27 protein-coding genes are annotated in these 19,065 nt (G+C 64.9%); 19 read left to right on the top strand and 8 right to left on the bottom strand.

What is annotated here, in order from left to right:
* Positions 1-8: 8 nt before the first annotated feature.
* The 19 genes from CCR94_RS16310 (at position 9) to CCR94_RS16230 (ending at position 14,949) form a co-directional block, all read left to right on the top strand.
* On the top strand, positions 9-248 hold the full coding sequence (locus CCR94_RS16310; protein ID WP_104508906.1) for a hypothetical protein: 240 nt from the start codon (positions 9-11) through the stop codon (positions 246-248).
* On the top strand, positions 248-634 hold the full coding sequence (locus tag CCR94_RS25145; protein WP_158254800.1) for a GPW/gp25 family protein: 387 nt from the start codon (positions 248-250) through the stop codon (positions 632-634). Before CCR94_RS16310 ends, CCR94_RS25145 begins: the two co-directional genes overlap by 1 nt.
* The gene (locus CCR94_RS16305) at positions 634-1,524 is read left to right on the top strand and encodes a baseplate J/gp47 family protein (protein ID WP_158254799.1); all 891 of its coding nucleotides are present in this window, start codon (positions 634-636) and stop codon (positions 1,522-1,524) included. Before CCR94_RS25145 ends, CCR94_RS16305 begins: the two co-directional genes overlap by 1 nt.
* Positions 1,521-2,126, top strand: coding sequence for a phage tail protein (locus CCR94_RS16300; RefSeq protein WP_104508904.1), 606 nt, complete (start codon positions 1,521-1,523; stop codon positions 2,124-2,126). The genes CCR94_RS16305 and CCR94_RS16300 overlap by 4 nt, the downstream gene beginning before the upstream one ends.
* The gene (locus tag CCR94_RS16295; RefSeq protein WP_104508903.1) at positions 2,123-2,746 is read left to right on the top strand and encodes a phage tail-collar fiber domain-containing protein; all 624 of its coding nucleotides are present in this window, start codon (positions 2,123-2,125) and stop codon (positions 2,744-2,746) included. Before CCR94_RS16300 ends, CCR94_RS16295 begins: the two co-directional genes overlap by 4 nt.
* Before the next feature lie 7 nt (positions 2,747-2,753).
* Positions 2,754-3,725 (top strand): hypothetical protein, encoded by a 972-nt coding sequence (locus CCR94_RS16290; RefSeq protein WP_104508902.1) that lies wholly within the window; start codon positions 2,754-2,756, stop codon positions 3,723-3,725.
* Positions 3,722-4,417 carry a hypothetical protein gene (locus CCR94_RS16285; protein ID WP_104508901.1) on the top strand — a complete coding sequence of 232 codons (696 nt, stop codon included), beginning with the start codon at positions 3,722-3,724 and terminating at the stop codon, positions 4,415-4,417. Before CCR94_RS16290 ends, CCR94_RS16285 begins: the two co-directional genes overlap by 4 nt.
* Before the next feature lie 7 nt (positions 4,418-4,424).
* Positions 4,425-4,799 (top strand): hypothetical protein, encoded by a 375-nt coding sequence (locus CCR94_RS16280; RefSeq protein WP_104508900.1) that lies wholly within the window; start codon positions 4,425-4,427, stop codon positions 4,797-4,799.
* Between the two features lie 11 nt (positions 4,800-4,810).
* On the top strand, positions 4,811-5,389 hold the full coding sequence (locus tag CCR94_RS16275) for a hypothetical protein (protein WP_104508899.1): 579 nt from the start codon (positions 4,811-4,813) through the stop codon (positions 5,387-5,389).
* 2 nt (positions 5,390-5,391) lie between these two features.
* Positions 5,392-7,464, top strand: a complete 2,073-nt coding sequence (locus tag CCR94_RS16270) for an exo-alpha-sialidase (protein ID WP_104508898.1) — start codon at positions 5,392-5,394, stop codon at positions 7,462-7,464.
* Positions 7,465-7,704: 240 nt separating this feature from the next.
* Entirely contained in the window at positions 7,705-8,925 is a 1,221-nt protein-coding gene (locus tag CCR94_RS16265; RefSeq protein ID WP_104508897.1) for a phage tail sheath subtilisin-like domain-containing protein, read from the top strand.
* 10 nt (positions 8,926-8,935) lie between these two features.
* On the top strand, positions 8,936-9,442 hold the full coding sequence (locus tag CCR94_RS16260; RefSeq protein WP_104508896.1) for a phage major tail tube protein: 507 nt from the start codon (positions 8,936-8,938) through the stop codon (positions 9,440-9,442).
* 36 nt (positions 9,443-9,478) lie between these two features.
* Positions 9,479-9,793: a phage tail assembly protein gene (locus tag CCR94_RS16255; RefSeq protein ID WP_146090053.1), complete on the top strand. Its 315-nt coding sequence runs from the start codon at positions 9,479-9,481 to the stop codon at positions 9,791-9,793.
* Positions 9,784-9,930 carry a hypothetical protein gene (locus tag CCR94_RS25140; RefSeq protein ID WP_158254798.1) on the top strand — a complete coding sequence of 49 codons (147 nt, stop codon included), beginning with the start codon at positions 9,784-9,786 and terminating at the stop codon, positions 9,928-9,930. Before CCR94_RS16255 ends, CCR94_RS25140 begins: the two co-directional genes overlap by 10 nt.
* 9 nt (positions 9,931-9,939) lie before the next feature.
* Positions 9,940-12,327, top strand: coding sequence for a hypothetical protein (locus CCR94_RS16250; RefSeq protein ID WP_146090052.1), 2,388 nt, complete (start codon positions 9,940-9,942; stop codon positions 12,325-12,327).
* Complete coding sequence (locus tag CCR94_RS16245; protein ID WP_104508893.1) at positions 12,327-12,746, top strand: phage tail protein; 420 nt, start codon at positions 12,327-12,329, stop codon at positions 12,744-12,746. The genes CCR94_RS16250 and CCR94_RS16245 overlap by 1 nt, the downstream gene beginning before the upstream one ends.
* Positions 12,747-12,756: 10 nt before the next feature.
* Positions 12,757-12,981, top strand: coding sequence for a tail protein X (locus tag CCR94_RS16240; protein ID WP_104508892.1), 225 nt, complete (start codon positions 12,757-12,759; stop codon positions 12,979-12,981).
* A 1-nt stretch (position 12,982) separates the two neighbouring features.
* The gene (locus CCR94_RS16235) at positions 12,983-13,999 is read left to right on the top strand and encodes a phage late control D family protein (RefSeq protein WP_104508891.1); all 1,017 of its coding nucleotides are present in this window, start codon (positions 12,983-12,985) and stop codon (positions 13,997-13,999) included.
* A 143-nt stretch (positions 14,000-14,142) separates the two neighbouring features.
* The gene (locus tag CCR94_RS16230; protein ID WP_104508890.1) at positions 14,143-14,949 is read left to right on the top strand and encodes a DNA adenine methylase; all 807 of its coding nucleotides are present in this window, start codon (positions 14,143-14,145) and stop codon (positions 14,947-14,949) included.
* A gap of 127 nt (positions 14,950-15,076) precedes the next feature.
* Here CCR94_RS16230 and CCR94_RS16225 read toward each other — a convergent pair whose 3' ends face one another.
* The 8 genes from CCR94_RS16225 to CCR94_RS16195 form a co-directional block, all read right to left on the bottom strand.
* Positions 15,077-15,337: a hypothetical protein gene (locus CCR94_RS16225; RefSeq protein ID WP_146090051.1), complete on the bottom strand. Its 261-nt coding sequence runs from the start codon at positions 15,335-15,337 to the stop codon at positions 15,077-15,079.
* Between the two features lie 126 nt (positions 15,338-15,463).
* Positions 15,464-15,784: a hypothetical protein gene (locus CCR94_RS16220; protein ID WP_104508888.1), complete on the bottom strand. Its 321-nt coding sequence runs from the start codon at positions 15,782-15,784 to the stop codon at positions 15,464-15,466.
* A 24-nt stretch (positions 15,785-15,808) separates the two neighbouring features.
* Entirely contained in the window at positions 15,809-16,210 is a 402-nt protein-coding gene (locus CCR94_RS16215; protein WP_146090050.1) for a hypothetical protein, read from the bottom strand.
* On the bottom strand, positions 16,207-16,338 hold the full coding sequence (locus CCR94_RS26365; protein WP_275112821.1) for a hypothetical protein: 132 nt from the start codon (positions 16,336-16,338) through the stop codon (positions 16,207-16,209). The genes CCR94_RS16215 and CCR94_RS26365 overlap by 4 nt, the downstream gene beginning before the upstream one ends.
* Positions 16,335-16,835 (bottom strand): hypothetical protein, encoded by a 501-nt coding sequence (locus CCR94_RS16210; RefSeq protein WP_104508886.1) that lies wholly within the window; start codon positions 16,833-16,835, stop codon positions 16,335-16,337. Before CCR94_RS16210 ends, CCR94_RS26365 begins: the two co-directional genes overlap by 4 nt.
* Before the next feature lie 78 nt (positions 16,836-16,913).
* Complete coding sequence (locus CCR94_RS16205; RefSeq protein WP_158254797.1) at positions 16,914-17,357, bottom strand: phage tail tip lysozyme; 444 nt, start codon at positions 17,355-17,357, stop codon at positions 16,914-16,916.
* Positions 17,358-17,416: 59 nt separating this feature from the next.
* The gene (locus CCR94_RS16200) at positions 17,417-17,962 is read right to left on the bottom strand and encodes a peptidoglycan recognition protein family protein (protein ID WP_104508884.1); all 546 of its coding nucleotides are present in this window, start codon (positions 17,960-17,962) and stop codon (positions 17,417-17,419) included.
* Positions 17,963-17,973: 11 nt separating this feature from the next.
* Positions 17,974-18,183, bottom strand: a complete 210-nt coding sequence (locus tag CCR94_RS16195) for a hypothetical protein (protein WP_104508883.1) — start codon at positions 18,181-18,183, stop codon at positions 17,974-17,976.
* Positions 18,184-19,065 lie beyond the last annotated feature (882 nt).

The raw sequence follows: 19,065 nt of genomic DNA, 5'->3' as shown, positions 1-19,065 counted from the left end.
GTGTTTAAATGCCCTTTTTCGACCGCACGCCAAAGACCTTGCCGACGCAAACCTATGTCGTCGTCGCCGATGTCGAGAACCTCCACATCGCCGGCCGCAAGGTTCTGAAGGGCAATGAAATCACTATCAGCGCGCCCGTCGCCGCGCACTGGCTGAGCGAGGGCGTGATCGCCCTTAAAGCCGCCGCCAGCGCCGCCGCCGCGCCCGCCAAAACCGCCGCCTCCGCCACGGACAAGGCCGCGTCCTGATGCGCGTCGGGCTCGATAGCAACACTGGCGAGACGCTGACCGGCTGGGACGAATGCGCCCAGTCGCTCAACTGCATCGCGCAAACCGCGATCGGCTCGCTCGTGCTCAACCGCACTTTCGGCTCGGATATCCCGGACCTGCTGGACCGGCCGCAGAACAGCCCGACCATCGGGCGCTATTTCACCGCGCTGGCCCGCGCCTTCCGCGCCTGGGAGCCGGGCTTCCGGCTGACGAAGATCACGCCGACGCGGCTGGGCTCCGATGGCGGTGTCGGTTTCGATATCGCCGGCGTGTTCTATCCCAACGGGCATCTGGGCGATTATTCCAACCCGCAGGGCCAATCCGTCCAGGTCGCGCCGGCCGGCATGATCGCGGTGGGGGCTTGATGTATCAGACCATCAACCTCGCCGCTTTGCCCACGCCCTCGGCGGTTTCGCCCTGGTCGTTTCAGGCCATCCTCGACGCCACCCTGTCGGATGCGAGCGCGCGGCTGCAAGCGGCGGGGATCGCTTACAATGTCAACGCGCTCAAGGGCAATCCGCTCACTTTCGTGCTGTCGGCCTACGCCTATCGCGAGGGCCTGATGATCCAGCGCATCAACGAGGCGGCGGCGAGCACGTTTTTGGCGAGCGCGGTCGAGGATTCCGACGTCGATCTGCGCGCGGCCGACGTCAATATTGTGCGCGCCATGGGCGAGTCCAACGCCAGCCTGAAACAGCGCGCGCAACTGGCCTGGGAGGCGCTGGCGACCGGCGGCACGTCACAGCGCTATCAGGCTTTGGCCCTGTCCGTCTCGCCTACGCAGATCGCCGATGTCGCGGTTTACGGCCACGAGACGACGGGCGTCCCGGTCGGCGCGGTATGGATTTACTGCCTGGGGTCTGGACCCAGCGGCGTCGCCAGCGCGGATGTGCTCGCCGCCGTGCTCGCCGCCTGTTCGGACCGCGCGGCGCGGCCGGTCAACGATTCCGTGTCCGTCTTCGCCGCCACGCCTTTGTTCTACACGGTCGAGGCCAATCTGGTGCTGGAGACCGGCGCCGATCCGCTCGCCGTGGTCGCGGCGCGGGCGGCGGCGCTGAAAACCTTTTGCGCCGATCGCGCGACCATCGGCAATCGCGTCACGCCCAACCAGATCGCGGCGGTGCTGGCCTATAACGCCGCCGGCCTCGTCAATGACGTGACGCTGGCGCGGCCCGGCGCCGCGATCGGCGGCGATCCCTTTGCCGCGCCGATCCTTGCCGGCGTCAATCTGACGTGGTCGCGGAGGGGCTCATGACCGAGTCCATGCTGCCCCCGACCGCATCGCCCACCGAACATGCGCTGTCATCGGCTGGCGCGCGCATGCTGGCGCTCGACGTTCAGGCGATCCGGCGCAACCGCCAGCCGATGCAATGTTCGGCCGCCTTCCTGCCGCTGTTGTGCTGGGAGCGCAGCCTGCGCCGGTTCGATCCGGCCGATTCCTATTTCAATCGCGCCCGCGCGCAAAACGCCTTCGTAGAGCACGAACTGGCGGGAACGCCGGCCATGCTGGAAACGGAGATTTCGTTCGACCTCGGCTATCCCGTCACGATCCGCGACTTCTTCGAGGCCGGACTCGCCTGGCCCGGTTTCGAGGCGCTGGTCACGCTCGATCCGACCCGCGATCCGCCCGATTCCGGTTCCGTGCTGACCTCGGTTATGGCGCGGAAAAATGTGCGGGACTGGCCGGCGCTCCGTTACCAGGCGCCCGCCGCCGGCAACGTGTTCGGCGCGGCCTGCGCGGTGGGCGGTCTGATCCAGATCCTGCCCGACGATCCCAATCCGCGCGCGCTGGGCGGCGCCGTGTTCGGCGCGGCGCTGTGGGTGCATGGCGACGTCCAGGTGGAGCCAATGCAATGACTTATGGTTCGAAAACTACGGCCAAATACAAACAGCGCGTCACGGCGGCCGAGGCCGGTGGCGCCAAGGTCCAGTTCGTGAGTTTCGCCGTGGGCGACGGCAATGGCGCCGTGCCGCTGCTCGGCTCGATCGAAAGCGGCCTGATCCATATGGTCTATGCGGCGCCGATCATGAGCGCCTCCGTCAATCCCGGCAATTTGCAGCAGATCGATATCGTCTGCCCGCTGCCGGCGGTGGACGGCTCTGGCAATGCGATCGGCCCGTTCTGGATCCGCGAAGTGGCGATCCTCGACGAGCAGGGCAATGTCGTCGTGGTCGCCAACACCCAGATCGAGAAATCGACCTCGGCGACGGGACAGGTCTCGGCGTTCAATCTGACCGTTTCCGTCTCGGTCGACGACGCCACGCCGCTGATCCTCACGCCCGCCGTCACCTATGCCACCAGCGACGACGTGCTCTCGATCGACGCCGCGCTGGCCACGCTGCTCCAGGCCATCGCGCAGGCCGACCAAACCATTCTCATGCTGCAAGGCCACGAACTGAAGCATCGAGCCGCGCTCGACAAACAGCGCCGGCGCATCGACGCCATCGCCACGGCGATCAACCTGACAACGATCTGAGGTAACCATGGCTCTCGCCGACAATATCAACGCCGCCGCCGCCGCCCTGGTCGCGGAAAACACCACGCTCCAGGCGCTGATCGCGCAATTTCAATCGACCATTCCCGCCGAGGCGCTGGTCGCCGACATTATCGCGGGGACCGCCGACAATCTGTACATCTCGCCTGCCAAATTCCTCGCTTTCCTCCAGGCGCCCGGAACCAACGCGGTCAAGCAGGCCATCAGCCAGACCAACACGGCGCCAGCGAACGCATTCTTCATCAACCCTGCGATCGGTTCGGATTCCAACCCGGGGACCGCCGCGACCGCGCCGTGGAAGACGACGGACCACGCGGCCAGCTATCTCTCACAATTCTCTTCGCCGGGCCTGACGCTGAACATCGCGGCGGGCACATACGACAATCTGACGCTAGGCGCGTCGGGCATTTCAAATTGGATCGTCAATTGCGCGGGCGCGGGTCAGACCATATTCAACACCCAGTCGCCGACCGGCTTTTCGGTCAGCGCCGTCAACACCAACCTGTCGCTGTCCGGCTGCACCATCCAGTCGAGCGCGGGCAGCGGCCTGATCGCCGACCAGTCCGCCGTCGTCCACATCTCCAACTGCAATTTCGGTCCGACCGCCGCCAACGGCCAGATCGACGTCAACGGCGCCGCGGCCCTGTATCTCAAAGGCAATGTCCAGGCATCCGGCGCCAGCGGCTGGTTCGCCGACGCAGCGCAGGGCGCCTCGATCATTTTCGGCGGCGTCGGCGCGCCGCTGGCGCTGTCCTACAGCGGCTCATCCTATGCGATCGCCAACATGTGCTGTGGCGCCGCCGGAACCCTGAGCTTCGCGTCGGGCTATGTCACCTTCAACGGGACGCCGACCGGGAAGCGGTTCGCGATCGAATTCGCCGAACTCAACACGCAAGGCCAGGGCGAGTACTGGATACCCGGAACCATCGCAGGCACCAACACGAACGGACTCCTTAAATGAGATACACACCACCCGCCTGGTTCTGGTCTGGCCAACCGGTCGGCGAGACGTCGCCCGTCATCTATTCCTCGGCCAAGGGCGCCCTCGTGGCCGCCACGGACGCCAATTACCTCGCCTTCGTCGCCGCGCGCGGCGGCGTGGCGCCGGCGTGGCCGGTCGACGAGACCGGCGCGGCCACTTTCGCCGCGCTCGACGCCGTGCTGATTGCGGCGGGATTGCCGGCGACGGGACTGGCGGCTCCGACGCTACCGCAAATGCGCGCGGCCGTCATCGCCGCCGCTGGCGCCGCCTGCGCCGCGATCGTCACCCAGATCACGCCGGACGCCAATCACACCACGGCCTATGCCAATGCCGCGTCGATCCTCAACAGCAACGCCGGCGACGCGCCAACGGCCGATCCGCTGAAAACCGCCTTCGCCAATCTGGCGGCGGCTTTCGGGGCGTCCTCGGCCAGCGTCTTCGCGGCGCGGGTTCTGGGCGTGCAGAAAGCCTCGCTCGATCTGCTGGCGGCGCAAACCGCGCTGACGGCCAGCGCCAACGCGGCGACGGCGGCTCAGGGCGCGAGCGGCTCGCTCGCCAGCGCCTTGGCCGCGTTCGAGACCGCGCTCGGCGCTGTCGCGGCGGAATTGAACGCCGCCGGCGCCACGATCTCCACCCCGGCCGCGATCACGATCGCCGGCGTCAACGCGTGATGCGGCAATGACCAACATCGCCCAACTCGCCGGCGTGGCGCTGTCGCCGTCGCTCACCATCGAGACCAACGCTGATTTTCGCGGCGCGCTCACGGTGCTGGCCGGCGTCGATCTCACCGGGATCGTGTTTCGGATGCAGGTGCGCGATGCGGTCGGATCGACGAATATTCTCGCCGATCTGTCCTCGTCCAATGGCGCGCTCTCCGGCGACGCCAGCGGCGTCCTGCACTATGTGCTCACCGCCGCGCAGACCAAATTCCTGGCGCCCTATGCCGGGACGACAGCCGTCGCCGACATCCTCGCCGAGGGCGACGGCGAGACGCTCAACCTCTGCGCCGCGCCGCTCGCCATCGCGATCAGCGCCGGCGTGACGACGCCTTGAAGGGGACTCAAATGAGGGTTTTTGTACGGCTTATCGGCGCGGTGTTGGCGCTGCTGCTCGCAGTCGCCCCTCCGGCGCGGGCTGACACGACGGTCAAGACGATCACGGGCTGGACGCAGATCGGGACCGGCACGATCATCGTCAATTCGCTCTCGACCGAGGGCGTTTGGCTGATGGATTCCGCGACGACGCCGACCGGTTCCACCGGCGCAATTTTCCTGCCGTTCGGCGCCATTTCTCCGGCGCTCACCGCCAACGGCAATTGGTACGCATTGCAGGGCGCCAACGCCGCCTCGACGCGGATCGGCGTGGCGTCGGCCGGCAATCCGGCGACGATTTTCGCCAATCGCCAGATCGCGACCGCGACGCCGGCCGCGCTGCCGTCGCAGGCGATGGTCAATGGCGTCGTCATCCAGGCGCTCTCGTCAAACTCGGCGGCCGTGCTGGTCGGGCCGTGCGCGACGCTGTCGGCGTCCACTGGGTTTGGCCTCGCGCCCGGCCAGGCGGCCGCCTACGGCGCCACCAATCTGTCCTCGATCTGCATCATGGGTACGGTCACGACCGACGCCGTCCAGTACACCGGGAATTGACCATGAAGCGGTTGCTCTCTCTCGTCTTCCTGCTGGTTTTTGGCGCGACCGCCGTCGTCGCCGGAGGGCCTCCGGCAATTCCGCCGAGCGCGCCGGTTAGTCTGGCGTCATCCCTCGAATCCCCTCTGGATCAAGTCTCGTCCCCCTACGCCGTTTATGGCGCGCGTCGGCTCGTCAGCAGCTATTCGGGGCCACTTTACCAAATCACGCGCGAGAGTGATCTCTCGACTTTGGACGTTTACGCGCCGCGCGCTGCCATCGACGGCTGGCCAAACAGCGCCCGCATAGGGGCATGGCTGGCGGGTTCGCCCGGCCTGATCTCGCGGGTTTACGACGAAAGCGGCGCGGGTCGTCATATCACGATCTCGACCGTCGCTCAGATGCCTCTGTGGACGGTCACGGACGGTCGCGGCGTCTGGGACTTTGATGGCGTCGCCAATTACATCGATGCGACGTCGGCCCTCTCCGCATTTGCCAATGGCGCGTCAGGTGTCACTGTTGCTGCTCTGCGCGCATACGACACGACACTGACCAGTGCGGCGCAGCCGATATTCTACGCGTCGTCGGGGAGCGGTTCCACCCGCCTGATCATGGGGCTGAACAACGGGGCGATCGAGGCCGGCGGGCGCCGGCTTGATACGGATGCGTTTGCTCAGACGACCGGCCTCCCGATTGATACCGGGTGGGACGTGGAGATCGCGCGATTCGATTTCACCAACGCGAAATTGACGCACCAGGTCAACTGGGCGATGGACGTCAAGACGCCGTTTCAGACGACGGGGGCAACCTCTGCCACCGCATCAACGATGGTCTACATCGGTATGCAGGGCGCGTCGTATTTCAACGGCAAAATCGCCGCGTTGATTTTGTCGGCAAACATCATGACGGATTACGAGGTCTCGGGCCTCATCGCCGGATTTGCGTCCTCGCGCACGATTTCGACCACTACGTCGCATTTTCTACGTTGGGGAGCCGGCGCAGTCGCCATGCGGGGACCATACACCGCAATCCCGTCGGCGGTGACAACCACAGTCATCACTCCGGACGGCACTACACCCACGGACGGGGTGCTGGCGTCGCACAGATACCATCATCATGTGCGCGTTGCGTCCATGCCGGGGCGACTCTGGGTCGCATTCTCGAGCGGTCTGAATGGCGAGGACGGTCGAGGTCAAATCGCGGCGGTGTCGTCGTCCACAAACGGCGGCGCAAATTTTGGCGCACCGCTCGTCGCCGCCCAAGCCGATGCCATGGTCGGCGGCGCCGGTGGTCGACTGGTATGGCCCAGGCAATTTGTCAAAAACGGAGGGCGGCTGTACCTCGTATCGTCGATCCAGGATTCCACCGTCACAGCTCTGGCGCTCGTCGCCACCGAATGCAAGGCAGATGGAACTGTCGGGGCGCCGTTCTTGATCTCGACAGAGCCTTATACCCCGCTGTCTGGGTATCCTGTCGGCGCATATGACCCTGCTGTATCCCCCTTGCTGTTCGGATCCGCGAATGTTTTCGGCCCGAACGGCGGCGCTTGGCCGGGCGCCACGCAGCCGTCGTCATGGGTCGGGACGACTCAGTTTCCTGGTTTTCCCGCGACGGGCCTGTTTATCGAGCCGGTCACTCTGGCGACGGATTCCACAGGTCAGCGGTTGCAACGGCTTTGGCGAAAATTCGGCACATGGTCGTCAAACCGCCTGACTCTGTATTGGGGGCAGGAATCTACCGATGCGGGCAAAACCTGGGGGCCGCTGACGCCCACGGACATTCCCAACGAGCCGTCGAACGGTGCAGGCATCCTCTTGCCGGATGGGCGAATAGGGTTGGTGCATAACCCGCTGGATCAATCGTCGTATCGCGACACGCTGACGCTCAGCATATTTCGCACGGACGGGTCGCTGCAGTCGGTCTATGCGGTCAGGTCGGGCGTGCAGCCGAATCCTGTTTATGCGGGATCCGCCAAATTGGGCGGCCCATCCTACCCCGGCGTCGATTATGATGGCACAAATCTCATCATCGGATACTCGACCCAAAAGGAGGTGATTCAGGTGACGATATTTCCGTATGCGGCGCTTGCTCAGTAACGAGAATCTCATGAATTTTCGCCTCGAAGCCACCTATCCGGGTCTCGACGTGATGGCGTAACGTCGCGCGCGCCCATTTGCCCACCGGATAAATTCGATTTAAGCTCCGTTCAAAGCCCGGCCGCGTTCCTCGGAACCCGCACCGGGCTTTTTGTTTCCCGCTGGCCCCACCAGCGTGGAAGGCGCGGGGTCGCGCGGGCAACGTCTGGCCTGAGATTTCTCAACCAGACGCGGGCGCTCATGACCACGCAATTCCTGCACGGCACCGAAACCATCGAACTGAACGATGGCATTCGGCCGGTAAAAACCGCCGCTTCCGCGCCGATCGGCCTGATCGGCACCGCCGACGCCGCCGACCCCGACGTTTTTCCGCTCAACACCCCGGTCCTGCTCGCGGCCACGCCGCGCCTCGCCGCGAAACTGGGGACGTCCGGAACGCTGCTTAACTCCGTCTCGCAGATTTACGAGGAAGCCGGAGCCGCCGTGGTGGTGGTGCGTGTCGCCAGCACGGCCGATCGCGGCTCGCAATTGTCCGACCTGGTCGGATCGGTTGCGCAAAAAACCGGCGTCAACGCCTTCCGCAACGCGCTCGCGCTGACCGGCGTGAAGCCACGCACTTTCATCGCGCCGGGCTTCACCTCGGACCGTCCCGTGGCTGGCGGCGCGCCGGGCGTCAATCCCGTCGTCTCCGCCCTGCTGCCGATCGCAACCGACCTGCGCGGGCGCATCTACGCCGATTGCCCCTCGACCTCCGACAGCGACGCCATCGCCTATCGCAACGATTTCACCAGCGCCCGCATCAACGTGTTCTATCCCAGCGTAGAAGTGTGGGACGAGACGGCCAACGCCTATGTGGCGCGCCCGACCTCGGCGTCGGCCGCCGGCCTGACCGCCCGCGTGCATCTGGAAAACGGATTCTGGTTCTCGCCGTCCAACTTCGCCTACAATGGCGTGGGCGGCGTATCCTCGCCGATCGACTACACCGACAGCCCGAACGACCAGGCCAACCTGCTCAACGCCGAGCAAATCATCCTTACGCTGTCGGCGCCCGACAACGGCTATCCCGGCTGGCGGCGCTGGGGCAACGGCACCTGTTCCAACGATCCCCAATGGGTGTTCGAGGCGGTGCGCACCTGCGCCGACATGATCTACGAGGCGGTGCAGGCGGTGCAGGCCTGGGCGGTGGACAAGCCGCCCTCCGTGCAGCTGCTGCGCGAGATGGCCGCGAGCATGCAGGGCTATTTCGATTATCTGGCCAAGCTCGGCGCCATTGTTGGCGGCAAGGTCTGGCTCGATCCTGAGCGCAACACGCCGCAGCAAACCAGCCAGGGCATCTGGGCGTGGGATTTCGACCCCGAGCCGGTCGCGCCGATGGAGCACATCCAGAACTACGCGCACCGCAACCAGGATTATTACACGGCGCTGGTGACGGCGGTGGCCGCCAGCCTGAACGGCGGTTGAGGAGCCCCTTATGTCCAACCAGCTCGATTATGTCCTGCAAGCGTTCAACAGCTATGTTGACGGCGTGGGCAAGCTCGGCTCGACCGAGAAATGCTCGACGCCGAAAATCGAAAAGGTCATGGAGAAGTTCCGCGGCGGCGGCATGCTCGGCACGCGCCAGATCGCCATGGGCTACAAGGAATTCGAGTGGGAGGTCACCTTCAATTCCTACGATCCCCAGGTGATCAAACAGGCCGGGCTGTTCTCGAAGAAGAGCATCACGCTGTCGAACACGGCCGCGCTCGACGGCGACGGCGGGGCGACGCACACGGCCAGCCTGACCTGTCGCGGGCAGTTCATGACGCTCGATCCGGGCGGCTGGGAGGCGGGCAAGCTTGCCAAGCTCACCGTGAAATCCTCGCTCGACGCGCTGAAGCTCATCATCGACGGCACAACGATCTACGACATCGACGTCGAGGCCAACAAATACATCATCGGCGGCACGGACGAATATACCTGGATCGCGAATGCTCTCTGAGCCTGGGCGCTTTAAACGGGATTGAACGAGGATTTCATGAGCGAGGAAACCATGGGCGGCGCGGCTGCGGACGAGCCTAAAATCGTCGATTTCGATGCCGGTGAGACGTTCGACGGCGAGACGGTCGCGCTGAAGCGGCCGTTCAAGCTGAAGGGCGTCACGTACAAGCAAGTGGCCCTGCGCATCCCGACGGGCGCCGATTACGAGCGCTCCACCCGCAAGGATGCGAAACTCGACACATTCGGGCTCCTGACGGCTTTCACTGGCCTGCCGATCGAGGCGTTGCAAAAAATGGCCTCGGTCGATGCCAAGGCGCTGGATGTCGCGCTGGGAAAGCTTTTGTGGGGCTAGGCCCCGGCGGTTTCGACGATCTTATTCTCGATGTCGGTCTCTGCTACCCCTACACGCTCGCCGAATTGCGCGGGCTGAAACTGCCCCTGCTGGCGCGCCTCTGGGAGCGCGCCCGCGCCCGTCTCGCCCAAACTTGAGGTCTTGAGATGACTGACATGTCCGTCTCGATGATCCTCAAGCTGGTGGATCAGTTCTCCGGGCCGGCGAAGAACGCCGAGACGGCGGCGGAAAAGTTCAAGCGCGAGATGGACGCGCTGCACACGATCCGCACCACCGGCACCACCAAGGATCTGTGGGACAAGGCGACGTTCGACCGGGCGTCGCAAGGCCTCGTCCGTCGCCGCGAGGAAATGCTGGCGACGCAGAAGGCCGAGATGGAGGCCGCGCGCGCGGTCGAGGCGGCGGAACGGGCCAAGGCCGAAAGCGCCGCCGCTGCGGCAAATGAGATCGTTGCCGCCAACGAGCGCGTGGTCGCCAGCGAACAGCGGACGGTCGCCGCGATCGAACGGTCGGCCAGGGAGCAGGCGGCGGCGCAGGCGGGCCTGCAGCGGCAGCGGTCGGCGGCCTATGTGAAGGCTGAGCGGGACCGCGAAGCCGCCGCCGCGCGCGAAAGACGCGAACAGGCGCGCATCGAGCGCGAGCAGCGGCATCATGGCGCGGGCGCCTTGATGCTGGGCGGGGCCGCTTCGGCCGTCTCGGCGCATTCGATCTGGCATATGGGCGAGGAGACCATCAAGGCCGGCGCCGAGCGCCAGCATGTCGAGGTCAAGGCGCTCAACGCAGGCATCCCCGCCAGCGAGATCGCGCGCATCCAGAAGGCCGCGATCGAGGCCAAGCGCGGCGCGCCCAACATGGGCGTGACGGAGATCGAGGAGCTGTTCACCGAGGCGCGCTCGGCGGTGAAACATCCCGAAGAAACGTTCCACATCATCAACGACCTCGCGCGCGCGGGCTCCGTGCTGAAAGGCATGGGTGTCGACAACAGCGGACTCGCGCTGATCGTGAAAGCCGCCGAGTCCCTTGGCCGCATGAATAGCCCCGAACAGTTCAAGGCCTACCTGGACGGTCAGGTGAAGGCCATGCAGGTGTTCGGCAAGACGATCACCCCGGAACAGATTTACGAGGCCGCGAAATATTCCAAGTCGGCGGGCGGCACGCTGTCCGACCATTTCATCAACGCCACCATGCCGAGCCTGATCCAAGAGCTGCGCGGCTCCTCGGCCGGCGACGCGCTGTCGATGATGGTGAAGACGCTGCGCGGCGGCTTGGAGCATCGGGGAACGGCATCGCAACTCCTGAGCGACATAGGTCTGTTCGCCGACGATGGCAAAATCCACCGAAACAAGGCCGGCAAGGTCACTGGCTACGGCGGTAAACTCAAGGGCGACGATCTGCTCGCCACCAACCCGGACCGATGGGTCTGGGAGGTTTTCAAGCCGGCGATGCAGGCCAATGGCATCAAATCGCTTGAGGATCAGATAGCCTTCGCCAACAAGGCTCTGCCAGGGACAGCCGCCAACCTCGTCTCCAAGCTTCTCCAGCAGGAGGAGGCGATCAAGCAGCACCAGAGGAATTTGGAGGCGGCGGCGGATGCGGAACAGGCGGCCGCCAATCAGGCGCAGGAGGCGGCATCCTCGTTCACCGCGCTGACCAAATCGCTGAATGACCTCAGCGCCGCCACCTCGCGGGGCGCCATGCCCGCCATCGCCGCAGGGCTCAACAAGATCACGTCCGGCATTAACGCCCTGGCCGAGGCGGCGTCAAAGCATCCCATTGCTGCGGCGGGGATCGGCGCCGGCCTGGGCGCTGGCGCGCTCGCTGGCTCCGGCTATCTGGCTTACCAACTCTACAAGGGCTTCGGCCTATCCGTAGCGGCGACGCAACTCACCGGAGCTGCGGCTGCGCTGGACGCGGCTGCGGGCAAGCTGGCGCTTAGCTCTGGCCTGCCAACAAAAGGCCCGCTGCCGAAGGGCGCTGCACCTTTGGGCGCACTTGGTGGTCTCCCCCTTTGGACGACGCTGGCTGCGCTCGCAGGAATTCCCATAATTGCGGCGGCGGGGGCCGCCAACCGCGAGATGCTTGGCTCAGTCCCTGGCAACAAGGGGGAAAATGCTATCCCCTTCCCATCGCCGACAGACAAGCCGTGGTTTGGTCCAGGCGGCAAGCCCGGCACGGTAGGCCTGCCTCTTCCAACACCCGAAAATCTTGCGAGCGCCACGCAGGCGCTCCAGGAAGTGCAACAGCGGGGGCAAAGCGCCATCCAAACGTTGCAAATGCTCAATGGCGAGCAGGTGACGCCCAACGTGGACGCAAGCCAGCTCGATCTGGCGGTGACCAAGGGCAACGAGGCCCATTCCGTGCTGCAGCAGATCAACGGGACATTCTCGCCGAAGATCGATACGGCCTCGTTCGACGTGGCGATCGAAAAGGCGATGAAGCTCAAACAGGTGCTCGGCGGCCTCGGACCCGGCGGCGGCGGCCATTCATTCAGCCCGTCGAGCGGCGCGCTCCATGACGGACCGGAGCACCGCTGATGTCTCTGCTGATTTGGGGCGATTATTCCTTCAACGCCGGCGCCGCCTCGTTCGAGGAGTTGACCCACAAATGGGCGGGGCGCTGGTCAAAACCGCCCGTGTTCGGCCGCCGGCCGCCGGGGCAATATCTCGGCCCCGCCGAGGAGGATTTGACCGTCAAGGGCACGATCTACCCCGCCGCCATGGACGGAGACCCGTTTGGCCAGATCGTGGCCATGCAGCAAGCGGCCGGCGCCGGCGCGGTGGACATGCTGTTTTCCGGCGGCGGCGACGCCTTCGGGCTGTTCCGGCTGGAGGAGGTCGAATATCGCGCCTCCAGTCATCTGCCAGACGGCCGACCGCAAAAGGTCGAATACACCCTTAAATTCAGCGCGGCCGACGATTTCGGCGGCGGCATTTTCGCATTTTGGCCAGCGTGAGGAATGAGGTATGAGCGGCTCAACCACCTATGTCACCGGGCAAAACGAGATGCTCGACGCGATCTGCGCCGGATTTTACGGCGCCTCGGTCGCGCAAGCCGCCGAAACCGTGCTCGCCGCCAATCCCGGCCTCGCCGATCTCGGCCCGGTGCTGCCGCAGGCCACCACGATCATCCTGCCCTATATCGCGCCGGCCCCGGCCAAAACCCTCGCTACATTCAGCCTGTGGGACTGACATGAACCCAATTGTGCAAATCTGGCTGAACGGCCAGGACATCAGCGGGCGCCTCGCCGGCCGCGTGCTGGCGGCCCGGATCGATGAGACCGATGGCGAGAAAACCGACACGCTGCGGCTGAAGGTGTCCAACTACGACGGCCGGCTGAGCAAGCCGGCGACGGGCGCCGTGCTGGAGGTCGTGCTCGGCTGGCGGGAAACCGGCATCGCCAAACAGGGCAGTTTCAAGGTCCAGGAGGTCACCAAGCACGGCGAGGCGGCGGTGTTCGACATTACGGCGCAGGCCGCACAGCTCGACAAGACGCTAAAAACCCAGAAGAACCGCAACTGGAAGGCGCCGAAAACCTATGGCGACGTGTTCCAACAACTCGCCGGCGACAACGGGTTGGCCGCCGCCGTCCACGCCTCGATCGCACAGATCAAGATCGAGAAGGTGGTCGCCCAGCACGGCGAATCCGACATGCATTTCGCCACCAGGCTGGCGCGGAGCGTCGGCGCGATCGCCAAGGTGGCCGAGGGCCGGCTGGTGATCGTGCCCAAGGGCCAAGGCCAGAGCGCCTCGGGCGCGGACATTCCGGCGCTGGTGGTGACGCCCAACGATTTGCACGATGGCTGGTCGCTCGGCGCGAAGGAACGGCCCAAGCGCGGCAAATGCAAGGCCAGCATGGTCGATCGGGCGTCGGGCAAGCGCAAGACATTCTCGGCGGGGGATGAAAGCAACGGGCCGGACTATGTGTTTCCGCACATTTTCGGGACGGAAACCGAGGCCAAGAATGCGGCTTCGGCGCATTCCGGGCACTTCAAGCGCAACGAGGCGCATTTCCGGGGCGCGCTGCGGGCCGGGATCATCGCGCCGGCGGCGGGCGGAATCATCACCACGAGCGGCTTCGGTGATGACGACGATCGGGACTGGACGATCAAGCACAAGAGCACGGCCTTCCACGCGGGGATCGAGATCAGCTTCGACTGCGAGGTGAAGGCGGCCAACCCGCCGGCGAAAGAGGACTCGAGCGGTTGACCGCTGCGAGAAGGGCCGGGCCTAAACCCGGACGCGGGGTGAGTTTGGCGACCAAACCCGCGCAACGCATCAGCACATCACGCTGCCCCTCTCACTGGCCTACGGCGGCCGTGCGATGGTGCGCGATCACGAATGTTTGTGCAATGGAAGATCATCAGGAATTCAGAGCCGCCCCGCGCGCCAAGCCGGCGGCTGGCTATATCGGAGGCAAAAGGCAGCTTGCGAGCCGGCTGGCGGAAAAGATCGCCGCGACTCCTCATGAGGTCTACGCCGAGGGGTTTGTCGGTATGGGCGGAGTGTTTTTCCGCCGCGAAACCGCGCCGCGCTGCGAAGTGATCAATGACATGAGCCGGGATGTCGCAATCTTTTTTCGTGTCCTCCAGCGTCATTACCAGGCGTTCATGGACATGCTGAAATGGCAGCTCACCAGCCGGGCGGAGTTCGAGCGGCTGCGGGCGCAAACCCCCGACAGCCTTACCGATCTGGAGCGCGCGGCGCGGTTTCTCTACCTGCAAAAGCTCTCATTCGGCGGCAAGGTCGCCGGCCGCACCTTCGGCGTCCAGATGGGCGGCCCGGCGCGGTTCGACGTGATCAAGCTGGGGGTGGCGCTCGAAGCCATCCATGCGCGGCTCGCCGGCGTGACGATCGAATGCCTGGACTGGGCGGCATTTCTGTCCCGCTGGGACCGTCCGCGCACGCTGTTCTTCCTCGACCCGCCCTATTTCGGCACGGAAGACTATTACGGGAAGGACCTATTCGATCCAGCGCAGCACGAGCACATGGCGGAGGCTTTAAGCCGCATTGAAGGCCGTTTCATCCTGACGATAAACGACCTGCCAGAAACACGCCGAGTCTACAGACGGTTCAAGGTCGAAGCAGTTTCCCTGACCTATTCGGCTCCGGGGAGCGGCAGACAGCAACCGGCGCGGGAGATCATTGTGAGCAATTAGCTCAAGGGGCCTTTTGCAAAAACGAGGGTCTGGCCAAATGATCTGACGCATTTGGCCATCTGATTTGCCGCGCTACACCGGCGCAAGCCGGACGGGGCGGATTTTCAATACCCCGGAGGGGCGAGAGTCAGGCGCCGAAACCACTCTTGTAATGCGCTTCGGCGAGCGCGCGACGAAGATTGACGACCTCCTCTCGCAGACAATGAACTTCCAGCATCAGGTCATCGACCCGCCGCTCATAGCCGTCGATCAAGGTTTGCAGACGGGCGTCCAGCGCGGTCTGCATCGCCGGCCCGCGATTGACCAGAGCGAGAATGAAACCGCCCACCGCCGTCAGGACGCTGGCGCCCAATGTCACCAGCCAACTGGGAATCTCGGCCATAATCACATGCGTCGTCCTGCTTTGCTTTCACGGATGGATCGCGCCTCAAGCGGCGGCGTCCCAGTCAACCCGGCGCGTCACCGGACCCGGTCTCCCGCAATAGAGACCGAGGCCGCGCGGCCCTGGCGACCATTACCTGGAGGCCGGAACGGCGGAAACGGCGATGGTCGAGGACGCGCCGCCAATGGCGCCGCAAAGCGCAGTCGAGACGCCGACAATCTTGGTCGTGGTTCCGGTGCGGACAACCTGACCGCCAGAGTTCGCCGCTTCCTCCGCGACAAGCGCGATATTGGCGGCGGCGCTGATGTCGCAGGCGAAGATTTGTGCGACGGCGGCGGCGGTCTTGGCGTCCTGCTGGATTTGGTCAGCGGTGGGAAGTTTGTACGACATGGCCGAAGCCGTCGAAGCGAACAGGGCGCAAGCCAGCGCGCCCGCAAGAGAGATGCGGATCATGGTGTTCTTCCATCGTGGTGGGTTTCAGGGGTCCGGCGTGAAGCCGAAGACGCGTTCCGGGCCGTCGTCGTCGCCGAAAATCGACTTGATCGGACCGTGGTTGACGGTGAACAGCGCCGGCGCATGGATATGGACCTTGGCGAGGCGCGCGCCGAAATCCGGAGCGAGCGGAGCGGCGTTCACCGCCTCGTCCAGCAGGCTGAGCACAGTTGCGGCGAGGCCGAGATCGACCGCGATTGCAGCCCCGCCAGGAATAAGTCCAGCGATGACCGACCCGTCCGCCGCGCCCTCCTCCAGCGCCTCGATGGCGCCGGGAATCGTCGGATGCTTGATCGCGGATTCAACGTCCGCGATCAGCTTTTTAATATTGAGCGCATCGACCTTTTTGAGCAGTTGCTCAATAGTCTGGAGGCGCGCGGCGGTCACGGCCCCCACGCCTGCGGCCCTGTGATTCCCAAATGCGCGAGGTAGAAACCAAGAGCGGCCGCGATAAACACGATGACCACGGCGACGACGCCAAAGCCCGCGAGGATGTCTTGTGTGTCTTCGCTCATTTCGCCGCTCCGGTCACGCCGGCGCCGGTATTCGCGGCGGAGGCGTCCGCCGGCAGGACGCCGAGCGCCGAGAGTTTGGCCAGGATGGTCGGCATCAGGTTCGCGCCGAGCCATTTGGCGATCAGAGGTTCGGACTGGACGGCGTAATTCGCGGCCGAGGCGATCACGGCGTTCGCGGTCTTGATGTCGAGCGACTTGCCGGCGACCGCGCCTTCGACCGCGCCGAAGCCGTAATTGACCGCCTTGCTGATAAGGTCGTCGGTCACGAAGACCTTGACATAGGCTGGCGCCCATTTGGCGACCGCGTAAGACAGAAACGTAATGGCGATCGAAACGATGCTGGCGAGCGCGGACGAGAGCCACGCGCCCCAGGGGACGACGACATCGGTCGAAGCGGCGGCGGCGTCCGCGGCATTGGCCGGCGTAAACCCGAGGATGACGCAGATGACAACGAAGGCAAGCGCCAGCGCCGCCCTGATGGACAGAACTTGTTTCATTTTCAGACCTTCAAAGGGTTGCCGGCGCGGTGAAAGACCGCGCGTCGCCCGCCGGCGCCCGACGCGCGGTTTGATCGGTCAGGCGACCGGGTTTTTCAAAAAGTGGGTTTTCCAGCTTTCGGCCTTCTGGCCACGCTTAGCGTATTGGCCGGGCGCGCCGGGACGCTCCCAGAACCGGCAGGCGGCATAGCCGGCGTCATAGGCGGTTTTCGCCTGCTTGATCGCCGTCCAGGCGCGCTTTTCGGTGTGCGTCAGTTCCCAATGCGCCGCCTTCAACTGATCTTCGAGCGGGGGCAACGCGCGCAAGTCGACGCCGCAACCGTTGCGGATGGCGTCGACGCGGCTCTCGTGCCATTGGTTCAGCCCGAAAGCCTGTCCGTGATCGCCGACCGCCTTGGGATCGAGCGAGCTTTCCGCGTCCGCCTGGGCCAGCATCCCGCAGGCTTGTTCGAGGGTGAGGCCGACGGCGATCCAGAATTTCAGGATCATGGCCGCCGAGGCGTAATAGGCTTTCATGTCCATGTTCCGCTCCAGAAATAGGGAGAGTTTGGCCGCACATTCGCTCAGCGCGGCGGTGAGGCTCACGTCACCGCCTTTTTCACGCGCGCGACGAAATCCGCCTTGTCCACATGCTTGCCTGGGCAGTCGTGATGATCGCGCGCGCATTCCTTGTGGAAGCGCAGCGTGACCGGGTCTGTCCCGAGCGCGCGATAGATCGCCGCGACCGCCGCCACGGCATTGTCGCGGACGTTTGCGCCGCCGCCGCTGTCGAAAGATTCCACCGAATAATCGCCAACCATTTCGACGCCGATCGAAGTCTTGTTGTAGCAGGACGCATGGACGCCATCATGTTCGAGATCGCAGGCGAGCCAGATGAAATCCGGCGCGACGAAGAGGTGCGGGCCGCTGTGCCACCCGAGACCCTTGTAATAAGCATTCAGGTTGCGGACGCGCTTGGCGCCCTGGTCCTTGCCTAAGCCAAAGTGCGTCCACTGCGCCAAGTTCGGTTCGGCGCTGTTGTGCAGGGTGACGAATTGCGGACGCCAGCCGTGCGCCCATTTCAGATCGCGGGCATAGGCCACGAATTCCGTCGCGGTGAACCCGCGCGGATCGGTGAGGAAGGTCATCGATATTCCTTTCAGGGAAGGCTTTGCGGGACCGCGCCAAGCGCCGCAACGAACGGGTCGGTGCGACAATAGGTTGGCTCGCCAAGAATCGCGATTTCAGCGGCATCTTGCTCCGCCAGGGGGAACGTCGCGATCGCAGTCGCGAGGTTCGCCGGGATCGTTCCATTAGCGAAAAGCGCTTCGCCCTGGGCGATGGTGATAATCCCGGCATTGGCCGCCACCGCGAAGAATTGCGCTCGGCTGACCGATTGTGGGACGATGGGTGTAACTGCGGGCGCAACCCATGCGCCATTGGTCAGCGTGGCGCTGACGCCGTCCCATTCGATAGTGTGCTATCAGACGCCAGTTTGGTCGAGGAGCGCACAGGATTGGGGCATTAGAAATGCTCCACGATAATAACGTAGCCCGCGCCACCCGCCCCGCCTGCGCCAGACGCGCCATTGACCTGCGCGCAGCCGCCACCACCGCCGCCGCCACCAGGAGTTCCGCCTGCGCCGCCGGCAAACGCCGTCACCAAGGCGGACGCGCCGCCACCACCTCCAGCGCCAGTAAACAAATTGAATTGTCTGCCGGACAGCGCCGGAGATGTGCCAACTCCTCCCGCCCCCGCGCCAGCAGTCCCTTGCGTCCCGGTTGCGATCGACGCTCCACCTGTCGCCCCGTTAGACACCGCGTTACCAGCAGTGATCCCCGCTCCAGATCCCCCACCTGCCGCCCCAAACAGCGATGATCCTCCAGTAAAAGCGGCGCCAGCCGCAGAAGATCCAGCGCCTCCACTCCCACCTCCTGCGAGGCCGACAGTCGCCACCGCCGCGCCGGACGAGCCGGCGCTTCCTATTGATAGCGATGTCCCCCCCGTAGAGCCGGACGCATTCCCCCCTTGAAGCCACGGAGTCCCGCCGCCGCCGCCGCCCGAGGCCGCTGCAAGCTGGCCTCCAGCACCTGCGCCGCCGCCAAAGGCGGTCAGCAGCGAGCCAAACGATGTGTTGCCGCCCGCCGCGCCATTATTTCCAACAACCGCGGAGGCTCCTGAAACTGACGTTCCGCCGGCGCCGCCAGCGCCAATCGTAACACTGATCGACGCGCCGATTGCTGCGGCGGAG

This window comes from Rhodoblastus sphagnicola (genome assembly GCF_002937075.1).
In the GTDB taxonomy this organism is placed as follows: domain Bacteria; phylum Pseudomonadota; class Alphaproteobacteria; order Rhizobiales; family Beijerinckiaceae; genus Rhodoblastus; species Rhodoblastus sphagnicola.
The sequence above is the reverse complement of the archived record's forward strand: the minus strand, read 5'-3'. Positions and strand labels throughout refer to the sequence as shown.

Bases quoted from the DNA above. Each gene is read 5' to 3' on its own strand.
- CCR94_RS16310 (WP_104508906.1), top strand. From the start codon at position 9: ATGCCCTTTTTCGACCGCACGCCAAAGACCTTGCCGACGCAAACCTAT.
- CCR94_RS25145 (WP_158254800.1), top strand. From the start codon at position 248: ATGCGCGTCGGGCTCGATAGCAACACTGGCGAGACGCTGACCGGCTGG.
- CCR94_RS16305 (WP_158254799.1), top strand. From the start codon at position 634: ATGTATCAGACCATCAACCTCGCCGCTTTGCCCACGCCCTCGGCGGTT.
- CCR94_RS16300 (WP_104508904.1), top strand. From the start codon at position 1,521: ATGACCGAGTCCATGCTGCCCCCGACCGCATCGCCCACCGAACATGCG.
- CCR94_RS16295 (WP_104508903.1), top strand. From the start codon at position 2,123: ATGACTTATGGTTCGAAAACTACGGCCAAATACAAACAGCGCGTCACG.
- CCR94_RS16290 (WP_104508902.1), top strand. From the start codon at position 2,754: ATGGCTCTCGCCGACAATATCAACGCCGCCGCCGCCGCCCTGGTCGCG.
- CCR94_RS16285 (WP_104508901.1), top strand. From the start codon at position 3,722: ATGAGATACACACCACCCGCCTGGTTCTGGTCTGGCCAACCGGTCGGC.
- CCR94_RS16280 (WP_104508900.1), top strand. From the start codon at position 4,425: ATGACCAACATCGCCCAACTCGCCGGCGTGGCGCTGTCGCCGTCGCTC.
- CCR94_RS16275 (WP_104508899.1), top strand. From the start codon at position 4,811: ATGAGGGTTTTTGTACGGCTTATCGGCGCGGTGTTGGCGCTGCTGCTC.
- CCR94_RS16270 (WP_104508898.1), top strand. From the start codon at position 5,392: ATGAAGCGGTTGCTCTCTCTCGTCTTCCTGCTGGTTTTTGGCGCGACC.
- CCR94_RS16265 (WP_104508897.1), top strand. From the start codon at position 7,705: ATGACCACGCAATTCCTGCACGGCACCGAAACCATCGAACTGAACGAT.
- CCR94_RS16260 (WP_104508896.1), top strand. From the start codon at position 8,936: ATGTCCAACCAGCTCGATTATGTCCTGCAAGCGTTCAACAGCTATGTT.
- CCR94_RS16255 (WP_146090053.1), top strand. From the start codon at position 9,479: ATGAGCGAGGAAACCATGGGCGGCGCGGCTGCGGACGAGCCTAAAATC.
- CCR94_RS16250 (WP_146090052.1), top strand. From the start codon at position 9,940: ATGACTGACATGTCCGTCTCGATGATCCTCAAGCTGGTGGATCAGTTC.
- CCR94_RS16245 (WP_104508893.1), top strand. From the start codon at position 12,327: ATGTCTCTGCTGATTTGGGGCGATTATTCCTTCAACGCCGGCGCCGCC.
- CCR94_RS16240 (WP_104508892.1), top strand. From the start codon at position 12,757: ATGAGCGGCTCAACCACCTATGTCACCGGGCAAAACGAGATGCTCGAC.
- CCR94_RS16235 (WP_104508891.1), top strand. From the start codon at position 12,983: ATGAACCCAATTGTGCAAATCTGGCTGAACGGCCAGGACATCAGCGGG.
- CCR94_RS16230 (WP_104508890.1), top strand. From the start codon at position 14,143: ATGGAAGATCATCAGGAATTCAGAGCCGCCCCGCGCGCCAAGCCGGCG.
- CCR94_RS16220 (WP_104508888.1), bottom strand. From the start codon at position 15,784: ATGATCCGCATCTCTCTTGCGGGCGCGCTGGCTTGCGCCCTGTTCGCT.
- CCR94_RS26365 (WP_275112821.1), bottom strand. From the start codon at position 16,338: ATGAGCGAAGACACACAAGACATCCTCGCGGGCTTTGGCGTCGTCGCC.
- CCR94_RS16210 (WP_104508886.1), bottom strand. From the start codon at position 16,835: ATGAAACAAGTTCTGTCCATCAGGGCGGCGCTGGCGCTTGCCTTCGTT.
- CCR94_RS16205 (WP_158254797.1), bottom strand. From the start codon at position 17,357: ATGGACATGAAAGCCTATTACGCCTCGGCGGCCATGATCCTGAAATTC.
- CCR94_RS16200 (WP_104508884.1), bottom strand. From the start codon at position 17,962: ATGACCTTCCTCACCGATCCGCGCGGGTTCACCGCGACGGAATTCGTG.